General features: G+C 71.3%; 13 protein-coding genes. 1 reads left to right on the forward strand and 12 read right to left on the reverse strand.

The features are described 5' to 3' along the window. Positions 1–141 precede the first annotated feature (141 nt). The 3 genes from ABZS40_RS15295 to ABZS40_RS15305 all read right to left on the reverse strand — a co-directional run bounded on the left by ABZS40_RS15295 (position 142) and on the right by ABZS40_RS15305 (position 1,971). Positions 142–531: an ACT domain-containing protein gene (locus tag ABZS40_RS15295; protein WP_354943879.1), complete on the reverse strand. Its 390-nt coding sequence runs from the start codon at positions 529–531 to the stop codon at positions 142–144. Between the two features lie 75 nt (positions 532–606). Continuing rightward, positions 607–1,065 (reverse strand): hypothetical protein, encoded by a 459-nt coding sequence (locus ABZS40_RS15300; protein ID WP_112583869.1) that lies wholly within the window; start codon positions 1,063–1,065, stop codon positions 607–609. 168 nt (positions 1,066–1,233) lie between these two features. Next, complete coding sequence (locus ABZS40_RS15305) at positions 1,234–1,971, reverse strand: hypothetical protein (RefSeq protein ID WP_238657411.1); 738 nt, start codon at positions 1,969–1,971, stop codon at positions 1,234–1,236. A gap of 163 nt (positions 1,972–2,134) precedes the next feature. On the opposite strand from ABZS40_RS15305, the gene ABZS40_RS15310 reads away from it, so the two are divergent. Then, entirely contained in the window at positions 2,135–3,352 is a 1,218-nt protein-coding gene (locus tag ABZS40_RS15310; RefSeq protein WP_354943880.1) for an arginine deiminase, read from the forward strand. Between the two features lie 48 nt (positions 3,353–3,400). On the opposite strand, the gene ABZS40_RS15315 is transcribed toward ABZS40_RS15310, so the two are convergent. From ABZS40_RS15315 to ABZS40_RS15355, 9 genes are all read right to left on the reverse strand, one after another. Next, positions 3,401–4,288, reverse strand: a complete 888-nt coding sequence (locus ABZS40_RS15315; protein WP_354943881.1) for a DUF5926 family protein — start codon at positions 4,286–4,288, stop codon at positions 3,401–3,403. 59 nt (positions 4,289–4,347) lie between these two features. Next, on the reverse strand, positions 4,348–4,767 hold the full coding sequence (locus tag ABZS40_RS15320; RefSeq protein ID WP_354943882.1) for an ATP-binding protein: 420 nt from the start codon (positions 4,765–4,767) through the stop codon (positions 4,348–4,350). Between the two features lie 61 nt (positions 4,768–4,828). After that, a complete protein-coding gene (locus ABZS40_RS15325; RefSeq protein WP_354943883.1) occupies positions 4,829–6,283 on the reverse strand; it encodes a PAS domain-containing sensor histidine kinase in 1,455 nt (484 codons plus the stop codon). A 54-nt stretch (positions 6,284–6,337) separates the two neighbouring features. Beyond that, positions 6,338–7,126, reverse strand: a complete 789-nt coding sequence (locus ABZS40_RS15330) for a glycerophosphodiester phosphodiesterase family protein (protein ID WP_354943884.1) — start codon at positions 7,124–7,126, stop codon at positions 6,338–6,340. A gap of 10 nt (positions 7,127–7,136) precedes the next feature. Then, on the reverse strand, positions 7,137–7,472 hold the full coding sequence (locus ABZS40_RS15335) for a rhodanese-like domain-containing protein (protein ID WP_030487745.1): 336 nt from the start codon (positions 7,470–7,472) through the stop codon (positions 7,137–7,139). Between the two features lie 58 nt (positions 7,473–7,530). Continuing rightward, the gene (locus ABZS40_RS15340; RefSeq protein ID WP_354943885.1) at positions 7,531–8,448 is read right to left on the reverse strand and encodes an LCP family protein; all 918 of its coding nucleotides are present in this window, start codon (positions 8,446–8,448) and stop codon (positions 7,531–7,533) included. Between the two features lie 220 nt (positions 8,449–8,668). Beyond that, positions 8,669–9,940 carry an LCP family protein gene (locus tag ABZS40_RS15345; RefSeq protein WP_354943886.1) on the reverse strand — a complete coding sequence of 424 codons (1,272 nt, stop codon included), beginning with the start codon at positions 9,938–9,940 and terminating at the stop codon, positions 8,669–8,671. A gap of 159 nt (positions 9,941–10,099) precedes the next feature. Continuing rightward, positions 10,100–11,323, reverse strand: a complete 1,224-nt coding sequence (locus tag ABZS40_RS15350) for an LCP family protein (RefSeq protein ID WP_354943887.1) — start codon at positions 11,321–11,323, stop codon at positions 10,100–10,102. 76 nt (positions 11,324–11,399) lie between these two features. After that, positions 11,400–12,377, reverse strand: a complete 978-nt coding sequence (locus tag ABZS40_RS15355; protein ID WP_238681609.1) for an NAD-dependent epimerase/dehydratase family protein — start codon at positions 12,375–12,377, stop codon at positions 11,400–11,402. Positions 12,378–12,422 lie beyond the last annotated feature (45 nt).

The following is a 12,422-nucleotide window of genomic DNA, read 5'->3' on the forward strand; positions in this document are numbered from 1 at the left end:
GTTGCGGATCGTCGACCGCGTCGAGGGGGGCGCGGGCGGCGGTGGGGTGAACGGCACGGGCCGATCCTCGGGACATCGGAGAATTCGTCGCGGCCGGGGTGGCCGAGCCCATCGTAGGGTGAGCGGCCGGTCGGGTGAAGGTCAGCCGGTGACGCGGTGCCCGGCGCGCTGGAGCGCGGCAGTGCCCTCGGTCAGCCGGACGGTCGGCACCAGCAGGTAGTCGGTGTCGAACGTGGAGAACGTGACGGCGCTGACCCGTGCCTCGGCGAGCGGGTCGACCAGCGCGGCCAGGCTGCCGGCGCCGGCCGGCGCCACCGGGGCGGTGACCCGTAGGCAGCGCCAGGTCGTCTCCACCACGGCCTGTGCCGGCGCCCGGTCGGTCGGGCAGATCACGGAGATCCCGTCAGAGGTCCAGCTCACCGTCACCACGTCCGCGCCGCGCAGCCCACTCGACAGCGCGTACGGCACTGTGGCGCCGGCGGCCATCCGGCACACAGCGTATTCCCCCGGCAGCAGAGCGATATCGAGCATGAGGGCACCCTACGGCCTTCGTGCGGGACTGCCCCGGCAACGCCGCGTGCGGCGAAGGACACACTGCGCCGCAGGTCAGACCTCGGAGAAGAAGGTGAGTGAGCCGGCGACGGTGCCATCGGTGAGCACCGGGGTGGAGATCGCGTCAACTGTCGCGTCGGAGCTGTTCGCCGAGGCGGCCTGCACCCGGAGCAGCCCACGGGCGAGTCGGCCCGAGGAGAGCGCCAGCAGGGGCGGGATCTTGTCGATCTCGGCTTCGGTCAGCTCGCCCCGGTTGGCGGTGAAGTCGAGCAGGCGCAGCCCGCCATCGAGCAACGGCCGCCCGATCAGCCCGGCCGGCTCACCGAGGCAGAGCAGCTCGCAGCCGGCCGTGGAGATCGCCACCACCCGGGTGTCGGCGTCGATCAGCAGACACGGCTCATCGGCCCGGGAGACTGTCGACGACCATTGGCCGACGTTGTCGGACTCCGGCTCTGTCGAGGCCCGCGCCGCCGGCACGAACGCTTCCGAGAGCGAAAGTTCGACGTGGGCCACCGCGCCTCCTATGTGCACCGATCGACTGTCCACGCTAGCGGGTCGCCGACGGAATCACCGAGCGCACCGGGTCACCGGGCGCGCAGCGTGAACCCAGGCGACCGGTGACGGCGCGGAGACCGGTGAGGTGAACGGGGGGACCGGAGCCGCGTGGCGTCGCCGGTGACGTTACCGGCGGTGGGCCGGCTTGTCAGCGGCCGTTCGGCCCTCGTCGTACCACCGGTAGTCGGCCGTTGGACGGTACGTGCCGTTCAGCCAGGTGCCCGGGTGCTGCGCGACCCGGGAAAGCTTCTCGGCGGTGGCGGGGCTGATCCGGCTGCCGCCGGCCACGAGCAGCCGGTCCAGTTCCCGGTGGGTGGCCATCAGGCAGTCCTTCGGAAGGCCGTAGACGCTGATCACGCCCGAGCCGACGAAGGTCAGCACCGGTGTCACCGGAACGGGCAGCCCCACCGCGTCGGAGAGGGCCTTGCTGGCCCGCTTGGCGTCCCGGCGGGACTCGGCCACGTACGGGGGCCGCTTGCCGTTGATCTGCACCACGTCCCCGGCGACGAGCACTCTGGCCCGGCCGTGGTCGGCGATGGTCACGGCGAAGAGGCCACTCGGCCCGATGGCGAGGAACCCGGCTCGGTCGTCCTGACCGCGGTCGAGAACGTCTGTCACGTCGGTGCGCGGCCACTCGATCACATGCCAGGCGGGCCCGAGGTGGTCGAGTTGGCCCAACGCCCGTGCCCCGGCTGCCTCCAGGCGTCGTGCACCGCGCTCGGCCCGACGGCGGCGGGCCCATTCGAGCGGTGTCGGACGGACCGGTTCGAGAACCCCCGGCGCCTCGACGCGGGGGTGTGGCACCGCGACGGGCGGCAGTGCCCGAGCGGACGGTACGGCTCGTCGTGCGGGAAAGACAGTCATCGCGACCTCCGGCAAAAGGTCCCTCGAAGTTATGTCCTCACTACCCTACGTTGCCACTACCGGTGTTCGGCAAGCCGGAGCGCCGGAATGACTGTGGATGAATGCCATATTCATCCACAGTTCTTTTCTCGGATGCCGCTAAACCCTGCCCTACGCTGCGGGTGTGACCCACTACGTCGACAGTGAAGTCGGGCGGCTCGGCACCGTACTGCTGCACCGGCCCGGCCCCGAACTGGCCCGGCTCACCCCACGCAACAACGACTCGCTCCTGTTCGACGCGATCCCCTGGGTGGGGCGCGCCCAGGAGGAGCACGACGCGTTCGCCGCCGCCCTGCGCGAGCGCGGCGTCGAGGTGCTCTACCTGGCCACCCTGCTGGCCGAGACACTGGCCGTCGCGGACGCCCGGGCCGAACTCACCGAGCAGGTGCTGCGCTCCCGGCGGCTCGGCGACACCCTGCGCGCCCGCGTCGCCGACCACCTCTCCTACCTGGACCCGGCCGCCCTGGCCGACGTGCTCACCGCCGGGCTGGCCCACGAGGAGTTGCGGATCAGCTCGGAGCGACCGGGTGGACTGGTCTACACGCTGATGGACCGACACGACTTCGTCATCGACCCGTTGCCCAACCTGCTCTTCACCCGCGACTCGTCGCTGTGGATCGGCGACCGGGTCGGTGTCACCAGCCTGGCCATGCCGGCCCGCCGCCGCGAGACCACCCTGACCGACGCCATCTACCGCCACCACCCCCGGTTCGCCGGCACCGAGTTCGTCTACCGCCCCAGCCTCGAGCACCTGGAGGGCGGGGACGTGCTGCTGCTCGCACCCGGGGTGCTTGCGGTCGGGGTGGGCGAGCGGACGACACCGGCCGGCGCCGAGCGCCTCGGACGGCAGGTCTTCGCCGCCGGTCTGGCCCACACCATCCTGGTGGTGCCGATCGCGCAGAAACGCGCCACCATGCACCTGGACACCGTGTGCACGATGGTCGACGTGGACGCCGTCCTGATGTATCCCAACATCGCGAGCACGCTGTCCGCGTACACGGTGATCTCCGGCGGGGACGGCGAGGATCCGCGGGTGGACGGGCCGGCGCCGTTCCTGCGCGCCGCCGCCGACGCGATGGACCTCGACGTGCTCCGGGTCATCGACACCGGGCTGGATCCGGTCACCGCGGAACGCGAGCAGTGGGATGACGGCAACAACACCCTCGCGCTGGCTCCGCGGCTCTGCGTCGGCTACGAGCGCAACACGGAGACCAACGCCCAACTGGAGCGGGCCGGCATCGAGGTGATCCCGATCGCCGGCTCCGAGTTGGGCTCCGGTCGGGGCGGACCGCGCTGCATGTCCTGCCCGATCACCCGCGACCCGCTCCCCGTCGCCGGCTGAGCACGCGACCGGCCCGTCACCCGCCTGAGCCGGGGCAACGGCCCCGGCTCAGCGCAGGGTGAGCTGGCGGCCGAGCAGCCCCTGGCGGGCCCGGCGACCGGCGGCGTCGAGTGGGTCGGTGACGGTGAGCGCCTCGGCGTACCGCTTGGCGAACTGCGCCACCGGCTCCTCCCACTCGGCGGCCGGGGTCTCCTCCGGCAGGTCCCAGACCGGCACGAGTCGACCGTGCGCGCGGAACATGCCGGCGAACTTGGTCTGCTCGCCGAGCGTCAGCGTGCCGGCCGCGCCGAGGCGGGCCAACGCGTCCAGGGCGGCGTCCTCGTCGTCCGGCAGCACCCAGCGCACGTGGGCCTTCTCCGGGACCTGACACCAGTACGCGGCCTTCGCCGCGGTCAGCCGTACCGTCGGGTAGATGGCCGCGTTCGCGCGCTCCAGCGACGCCTGGACGGTCGGATCGTCGGCGGCCCCGGGGTCGAGCCAGAAGTCGAAACCGTCGTGCATGGTGATGTCCAGCGGACCGTCCACGAGGATGTCCTGCAGGCGAGGCCCGGGGCCGGGCAGTGGCGCCACGGCCACCTGGCCGCCCGGCTCGGCGCGCAGCGCGCTGAGCAACGCGTCGGCCAGATCCCGGGACACGTCGCCGGACTGCTGGTGGCGCTGGAGACCGATCAGCACGCGGCCGTCCGGCTTGGTGATCGCCGGGGCGGCCATCGGCAGCACCGTGGCGAGCGTCGCCGCCCGGTCACCGAACTCCTCGACCAGGGCGGGTGCCAGCCGCAGCGGGGCGGAGGCGGCGGGCACCAACTCGCGCAGCGCGATCCACTCGGACTCGTCGACCAGCCCGTCGAACGGACGTGGCACGAAGACGTCCCGCACCTTGTCGCGACGGGGGACGGTGTCGGCGGCGGTGCGCTGGCTCTTTCGACGCTTGCTCACGGCGTCACAGCCTAGAGCCCCCGGCGGCTCGCCGTGGCCGGGACCCGCCCGAGCCGGCCTCAGCCCGCCGGCACCAGGTCGGGTCGGGGTGTCGGCACCGTGTCGAACTCCGCCCAGACGCGTTGGCCCATGCCGTCCTGCTCGACGCCCCAGCGGGTGGCCAGGCCGGCCACGATGTGCAGCCCGCGCCCGTCCGCCGCGTCAGGGCTGGCCGTCCGGAGCCGTGGGCCGGCGCTCGCGCTGCCACCGTCGGTGACCCGTAGCTGGATCAACGCGCCCTCATCCGAGGGCCGTAGCTGCCAGGCAACCCGGATCACGCCGCCGGGCAACGGTCTGGCGTGCCGCACCGCGTTGCCCACCAGCTCCGCGAGCACCGCGATCAGGTCCGCGAGGAACGTCGGGGGTACGACGTCCGCCAGCTCGGCGGCGAGCCGGTGTCGGGCCAGCCGCGCCCCGCCCGGGTGGTGAGGAACCACCACGCACCAGGCTCGATCCCTCGTTGCCGCTGCCACCGTCGCCTCCACGTCGCGCCACCCCTGGTCAACCGCGTGGTAGCCGCACCTCTGCGACCGTACCGCCGCCGGTCCTCGGACGTAGGGATACCCATCCATTCTGCTGTTCAACGATCCGGCGGACGAGATAGAGGCCGAGCCCGGCCCCCGGGTAGCCGCGACGGTCGCCGGACTCGCCCTGCCAGAACCGGTCGAACGCCCGTTCCACATGCTCGGGCCGGATGCCGATGCCCTGGTCGCTGACCCGGAACGCCACCAGATGACCGTCGCCCGAGGCGGTGATCTCGATGGGAGAACCAGGTGCTGAATATTTACCGGCGTTGGTCGTCAACTCGGTCAGCACGGTGGACAGGCTGGGCCGGTGACCGAGCGCCTTGGGCAGATCGCTCGGGAGGCGGAGCACCAGCCGGCGGCGCAGCTCCGCCGGCAGGTCGACGACGGCGGAGCGCAGCGCCTCACCGAGGTCGAACGGGGTGGGAGGGTCGTCGCCGGGCCCCACCTCGGCCGCCGAGCTGAGCAGACGGTCGACCAGCCGGGCCAGCTCGTTGGCGCGTTGCCCGATCACCCGGGCCGCCTGCCGTCGGTCGACGTCCGTCAGCGACTCCCAGTGGTCGGTGAGGGTGTCCGCGTACCCCTTGATGACGGTGACCGGAGTGCGCAGCTCGTGGCTGGTCACCGCGACGAAGAGCTCGCGGTCGTGGTCACGGCGCTGCTGGTCGGTGATGTCGCGGAAGGTGACCACCCGTAACGTGCCGGGGCCGGGCAGGTCGCCGGAGGTGATCCGCAGCCAGCGGCCGTCCGGCATCCGGTGGTCCCGAACCTGCCCGGAGGGCGGCAGCGGGAACGGCAACGGGCGGCTCAGCGCCTGCTCGACCGTCCGGCCGGTGACCTGGGCGGCGGCCGGGTTCCAGAGCCTGACGTGCCCGTCCCGGTCGACGACGGCCAGCCCGTCGGCGAGGGCCGCCACCACCGGGCCGTCGCCGTGCACCGGCAGGCCACTCTGGTCGCCGTACATGTGCCCGACGCAGGACGCGAGGTAGGCGATGACCCCCTGCTGCTCGGCGCCCGGCTCGTCATCGCCCGGATAGAGCGCGTGCAGGCTGCCGACGGTGTGGCCGCCGATCTCGGCCCGGGAGACCACCATCCGGCGCAGGCCGCTGCCGGCCAGTTCGCCGGCCAGCTTGCCGTTGAGGTCGCTCACCCGCGCCTGGCGCACCCGAGGCCCGGAGAGCAGGCAGACGGTGTCCGGGTCGTCGACCGCCAGTGGTCGGCCGAGGGCCCACGCCGCCGCGCCGGTCGCGGCGATGACGCGACCGCCGGTCGGACCGAACTCGACGAACGCCATCCCGGTCGCGCCGAGCGCCGGCTGGGCCACCCTGAGCAGTTGGGTGAGGACCGGCAGGCCCGCGTCACCAGAATTGATCATCTCGATCACGACTGTGTGGCCGGCGATGAGAGCGGGGAAATCGATACGCTCCGGCATGTGCCGAGTCTGCCCCGCCGGCCCGCTTTTGGGCACCCCCGCCCGGTCGATGGGTCAGCGTTCCAGCCGGGCGAGGGCGTACGCGGGCCGGTCGGTGATGATGCCGTCCACCCCGGCGGCCAGCACCAGCTCCAGGTCGGTCGGTTCGTTGACAGTCCAGACGTACACCTGGTTGCCGGCCGCGCGCAGTGCGGGCAGCAGCTGCGGGCGGGCCCGGACCAGGCCGATTCCCGGCCCGGCGATCCGGGTGCCGAATGGCAGTCGCCCCAACCGCAGCCAGCGCGGCAGCACCTCCAGCAGCAGCACTGTGGGGAGCGTCGGGGCCAGCTCGCGCACCCGACGGACCGCCAGCGGGGAGAACGACATGACGGTGACCTGCACCGGGTCGTCCGGCGCGGGGTCGGCCAGCCCGTACCGGCGCAGCAGGCTGACCAGTCGCCGTTCCACGTTCGAGCCGTAGCGGGACGGGTGCTTCGTCTCGACCAGCAGTCGGACCGGCCGCCCGGCGGCGAGCACCGCGTCCAGGAGCCGGGCCAGGGTCAGCAGCCGGGTGTGCGACTCATCCGGCGGCAGGTCGCCGCTCGGGGCGCTGCCCGGGTGCCACGAGCCGAAGTCCAGGGCGTCCAGCTCGGCGAGCGTACGCGCGCTGACCAGACCGCGGCCGTTGCTGGTGCGGTCGAGTCGTCTGTCGTGCACGCAGACCAGGTGCCCGTCCCGGGTCAGCCGGACGTCGCACTCCAGGCCGTCGGCGCCCTCGTCGAGGGCGCGCAGGTACGCGGCGAGGGTGTGCTCGGGTAGGTCGAACGAGGCGCCGCGGTGCGCGAAGACCAGTGGCCCGCCCATTCCGCCGGCCTCAGATGACCTGGCCGGGCTGCCCGTTCGCGTCGACCACCGGTCGGCCGACCGCAGCCCACTGGCGCATCCCGCCGTCGGCGTTGCGCACCTGCTCCCAGCCGTTGTTGATCAGGTAGGCGACGACCTGGGCGGAGCGTCCGCCGGAACGGCAGACGACCGCCACCTCCCGGTCGGTGGGCACCTCGGCCAGCCGGGCCGGCAACTCCATCATCGGCAGGTGGTGGGCGGTGGGCGCGTGGCCGGCCGCCCACTCGTCGTCCTCCCGCACATCCAGCAGGTAGGTCTCGTCGGCGATCTCGGTCACGGGCACTGTGGGAACCTGGGGTCCGAACACAGGAAGCAACACTAGATCCTTGTGGCCCGGTTCGGCACCGACCGGGCCGTCGGCACCGTCACAACCGGGTCACCCAGCGGGGGTTGGCCTGCGCCCAGGCCGACACCCGGGTGCCGCGGAGCGCCTCGAAGAGCCCGTTGCCGCCGTTGTCCAGCACCACGTACGAGACCTCGTCGATCGTCTGTGGCGAGGAGGGCACCTGGACGCCGCGCATCCCGTCGGGCGGCAGCGCGCGCAGCGCGAGGAGCAGGTCCTCCAGGGGTACGCCGTTGGTGTCGACGGTCAGGGAGCCGCCGACCGCCCGGAGCACCTGGTCCAGTTTGACGGGGTTGCTCCGCAGGTCCGCCTTGCCGGCGCTGTCCAGCATCGCCCGGAGCAGCTGCTGCTGGTGGTGCTGCCTGTCGTAGTCACCGCCGGGCAGGTCGTAGCGCTGTCGGACGTAGTCCAGCGCCTGCGCGCCGTCCATCTGGTGGCAGCCGGTGGGGAAGACCCGGTTGGTGTGGATCGAGCGGACCTCGGTGTCCACGCACATCTCCACCCCGCCGAGCAGGTCGATGACCTTCCGGAAGCCGGAGAAGTCGATCAGCGCGGCGCCGTCGAACCGGATTCCGGTGAGCCGGTGCAGGGTCGCGGAGAGCAGCTGAGCACCGGCCTGCCCGCCGCCGCCGTGCTCGTACGCTGCATTGATCTTGTCCTGACCGCCGCCGAAGCCGTTGGCGGGCGGGATGGCGACCAGCAGGTCACGCGGGATGGAGACCAGGTACGCCTCCCGCTGCCCGGCGGGGACGTGCACGATGAGGATGGTGTCCGAGCGCTGGTCCGGGCCGCTGTCGCCGGGGCGCCGGTCGGAGCCGACGAGGAGATAGTTGAGCGGCCCGTCCAGGTCGGTGCGATCGGTGCGGGCGTCGGCGTCGAGCAGTTGCTCCTTGGTCACCGTGCGGTCGTAGCGGTGGCTGAGCGTCCTGAGCCCGGCCACGGCGAGCCCCGCCAGCAGGACGAGGGCCAGGCCGATGCCGAGCAGGATCCGCGGCCCACGGGCGCGAGGCGCCCGGGCGGACGGGGCCGCTTCGGCCCGGCCCGCTGCGTTCCGTCCCCACCTGGACGTGACCGCCTCCCCGCAGCCGATACGTGAAACCTGCTCACGTCAGGCTACGGGCAGTGAGGAGGCCGTCGCTGACTTTCCGCGACTCCCGGCCTCACTTGCGGGTGGAGATCACCTCGGGATGGGTGAAGACGAACTCGGCGAGTTTGTCCTGCTTGACCGCCTGGAACATCGCCATCGTCTCTTCGCTCAAGCCCTCGGTGTTGTTGTTGTTGGCGTTGAAGGTGCCGTTGTTGGTCTTGAGCATGGTCAGCTCGTTGCCGGTGACCCCGCGCATGGTGAAGATGAAGTCCTCGATCGGCACGCCGCCGGTGTCCAGCACGAACGCCTTGCCCGCCGCCTGGATCAGGTTGTTCATCTTGGCCGGGTTGGACAACATCCCGCCCTCGGTGGCCTTCTTCGCCATCGCCTTAATCAGCTGCTGCTGGTTGGCCTGCCGGTCGTAGTCGCCGTTCTTGAGGGTCTTGCGCTGGCGGGAGTAGTCGAGCGCCGCCCAACCCTCCATCTCCTGGCAGCCCTTCTTGTGCACCACCGGGGTCCGCTGCTTGCCGGTCTTCTTGGCGTCCGCGTTCCACATCGCCTTGCCGTCGACGTACGACATGTGCAGCGACTTGACCTCCTGGCTGACACAGATCCGCACCGTGCCCAGGGTGTCGATGACGTTCTTGAAGCCACCGAAGTTGATGATCGCCGCGCCGTCGAAGCTGATCCCGGTGAGCCGCTTGATCGTCTGGGCCATCAGCTGGGCGCCACCCTCCCAGCCGCCGCCGTTGGCGGCACCGGCCTGGAACGCGGCATTGATCTTGCCGGAGCCGCCGCCGTAGCCGCTCTTTTCGAACGCCGGGATCTGCGCCTCGGTGTCCCGGGGGATCGAGATCAGATACGCCTGGTCGTGCGTGGCCGGGATGTGCAGGATGATGATGCTGTCCGAGCGGACGTCGTCGGCGGCCCAGCGCTCCCGCGCGTCCACGCCGAGCAGCAGCATGTCGATCGGGCCGTCCAGGCTCGCGCCGCCCTCGGCGTCGGACTTGCCGGCATCACCCAGCAGGTTGCCCTTCGCGATGCCGCCGGTGGCCTGCCCGATCAGCGCCTTGCTGCCGACGATGGCCACCCCGCTGCTCAGCATCAGCACGGCACCGAAGACCACTGTCAGCCTGGCCCAGAGCGGGTCCTTGCGCTTGGTCCGCTTCTTCGACGACCCGCCGCCGCCCGGGCGGTCGCCACCGCCACCACCGCCGCTGCCGGGCGGACGCGAGCCCGGCCCGCCGCCCGAGGGACGTGCCTGCGCGGGTATGGCCGCAGCGACTCGACCGCTGGGGGCGGCGGACCCGGAAGAAGAAGGGCGACGACTGGCCTGAACCGGCATGCGTGCTCCAGCTCGTGATCAGGAGGGGGAGGCACCACTGTACGTACATCAAATCGACTTGGCGAGTTCATCCCGGGTCAATCCGGGCGTCGAATTTTGCAGACTCAGTCGATCGTCGCCGCTCGATGACCCGAACGGCTGGTGCCGGTCGGGCTGCGGTCAGCCGCCGTCGTTGCTCTTCGGCGGGTTCGCCTTGACCCAGTCGGCCATCGTGTCCGCGGACATGGCCTGGTACATCGCGAGCGCCTTCTCCCGGTTCGACACCACCACCGACTCGCCGTTGATGGTGTCACTGCCCGAGTTCGGGCTGGTCACAAAGGTGAGGTTCTGGCCGCGCAGATTACGGAACTGCAGCGCCATGTCTGTAACCGAGAAACTCTGGTCGACGGTTACGGCCGCGGTCACCGACTTGAGGAAGTCGTTGAGCTTCTTCGGGTTCGCCAGCGTGCCGGTGCTGGCCGCCTTGTCCATCAGCGCCCGAAGAAACTCCTGCTGGTGCCGCATCCGGGCGAAGTCCCCGTCCGGGAACTGCTTGCGTTGCCGGATCCAGTCCAGGGCCTCAGCGCCGTCCATGTGGTTGGTGCCCTTGGTGAAGGTCCGGTACGGCTTGTGGATCGAGGTGACGGTGCGCTCCACCTTCAGGTCCACCCCGCCGAGGGCGTCGGTGACCTCCTTGAACCCGCCGAAGTCGATCGCCATCACGTGGTCGATCCGAACGTCGGTGAAGCACTCCACGGTGCGTACCGCCAGCGGCAGCCCACCGAACGCGAACGCTGCGTTGATCTTCGCGCGCGAGCCGGAGCCGCAGTCAGCGCCGGCGCTCTCCGGGATCGGCACGTACAGGTCCCGGGGGATGGAGACCAGGTAGGCCTCCTGGTGGTCGGCCGGAATGTGCATGACGATGATCGTGTCGGCGCGCCACTGACTCTTGCTGTCGACCGGCGCGTCCGGGTCCCGAGAGTCGCTGCCGACCAGCAGGATGTTCAACGCGCCGTCGACGGTCTTGGCGGGCCGGCCACCGGTGATCTCCGAGAACGGGTCGGTGCGGGCCAGGTCACTGTTGAGGTTGCGGGCGTACAACCAGGCGCCGACGCTGCCGAGCAACGCCAGCACCAGCACCGCGGCCCCGGCCACCAGGGCGATTCGACCCCAGCGCGGTCGCGGGCCGCGCCGCCCCGGACCACCGGCGCCACCCGGGCCGTCGGGCCCGGTCGGCCCCGCCGGGCCGCCGGAGCGAGGCTCCTCGTCGTATGACGGGTAGAAGCGCGCCTCGGTCGGACGGGCACGCCCGGAGGCGCCCCGGTCGGGGCCGGGCACCGATGCGCGCCCGGCGCTGCGGTTCAGGTACGGATGCGGGACGCCGGCAGACGAGGTCGCGGACATGTAACTCAGGGTACGTAGCGAGAGCCACCGCCGCCTTCAGGCGACACTCAGCGGCGGGCGGTACGCGAAGATCTCGTTACCCCAGCCGCGTCCGGAAGTACTCGATCGTGCGTCGCAGGCCGTCTTCGGGCGCTACCGACGGCTCGTATCCGAGCAGTTCACGGGCGAGCGTGAGATCCGGCCGACGCATCTCCGGGTCATCCGAGCTGCGGGTGACATAGGTCACCTTCGAGGTGCTGTCGGAGAGCGACACGATCAACTCGGCGAGTTGCCGCATGGTCAGCTCGTGCTCGGTGCCGCAGTTGACCGGGCCCGTCTCGGTCGAGTCGAGCAGCAGCAGGATGCCGCGCACCAGATCCTCGACGAAGCAGATGGACCGGGTCTGGTTGCCCGTGCCGTGCACGGTGATCGGCTCGCCGCGCAGCGCCTGGGAGATGAAGGTGGGGATGGCGCGGCCGTCGTCCGGGCGCATCCGCGGGCCGTACGTGTTGAAGATCCGGACGATCGCCGCGTCGAGCCCGCGGTAGCGGTGGTACGCCATCGTGGCCGCCTCGGAGAAGCGCTTGGCCTCGTCGTAGACGCTGCGGACCCCGATCGGGTTGACGTTGCCCCAGTAGGTCTCCCGCTGCGGGTGCTCCTTCGGGTCCCCGTACGCCTCGGAGGTGGAGGCCATCAGGAACCGGGCGCCGTCGGCGGCAGCCCGCTCCAGCAGGTGCAGGGTGCCGACCGAGCCGACCCGGAGGATCTCCACCGGCAACTGGGCGAAGTCGGTGGGGCTGGCCGGCGAGGCCATGTGCAGGATCGCGTCGAACCGCTCGGCCAGCGCCGGGTGGTGGGTCGGCAGACCGTCGGAGATGTCCGCCTCGACGAGGGTGAAGGTCGGCCGGTCCAGCAGGTGGGCGACGTTCTCCTTGGAGCCGGTCACGAAGTTGTCCAGCGCCACCACCGTGCAGCCTCGGGCGATCAGCGAGTCCACCAGGTGCGACGGGACGAAGCCAGCTCCGCCGGTGACGAGGACGCGGTGACCGGACCCGAAGCGCTCAGCAACCTTCATACCGCTCAGCCTACCGGCCGCCGAATTCGCGGAAGGGGTCCCCTG

It is taken from the genome of Micromonospora sp. NPDC005324 (genome assembly GCF_040607155.1).
Lineage (GTDB): Bacteria > Actinomycetota > Actinomycetes > Mycobacteriales > Micromonosporaceae > Micromonospora > Micromonospora trifolii.

Excerpts from the sequence above, each read along its gene's own strand:
- ABZS40_RS15295 (WP_354943879.1), bottom strand. The coding sequence starts at position 531 with ATGCTCGATATCGCTCTGCTGCCGGGGGAATACGCTGTGTGCCGGATG.
- ABZS40_RS15305 (WP_238657411.1), bottom strand. The coding sequence starts at position 1,971 with ATGACTGTCTTTCCCGCACGACGAGCCGTACCGTCCGCTCGGGCACTG.
- ABZS40_RS15325 (WP_354943883.1), bottom strand. The coding sequence starts at position 6,283 with ATGCCGGAGCGTATCGATTTCCCCGCTCTCATCGCCGGCCACACAGTC.
- ABZS40_RS15330 (WP_354943884.1), bottom strand. The coding sequence starts at position 7,126 with ATGGGCGGGCCACTGGTCTTCGCGCACCGCGGCGCCTCGTTCGACCTA.
- ABZS40_RS15345 (WP_354943886.1), bottom strand. The coding sequence starts at position 9,940 with ATGCCGGTTCAGGCCAGTCGTCGCCCTTCTTCTTCCGGGTCCGCCGCC.
- ABZS40_RS15350 (WP_354943887.1), bottom strand. The coding sequence starts at position 11,323 with ATGTCCGCGACCTCGTCTGCCGGCGTCCCGCATCCGTACCTGAACCGC.
- ABZS40_RS15355 (WP_238681609.1), bottom strand. The coding sequence starts at position 12,377 with ATGAAGGTTGCTGAGCGCTTCGGGTCCGGTCACCGCGTCCTCGTCACC.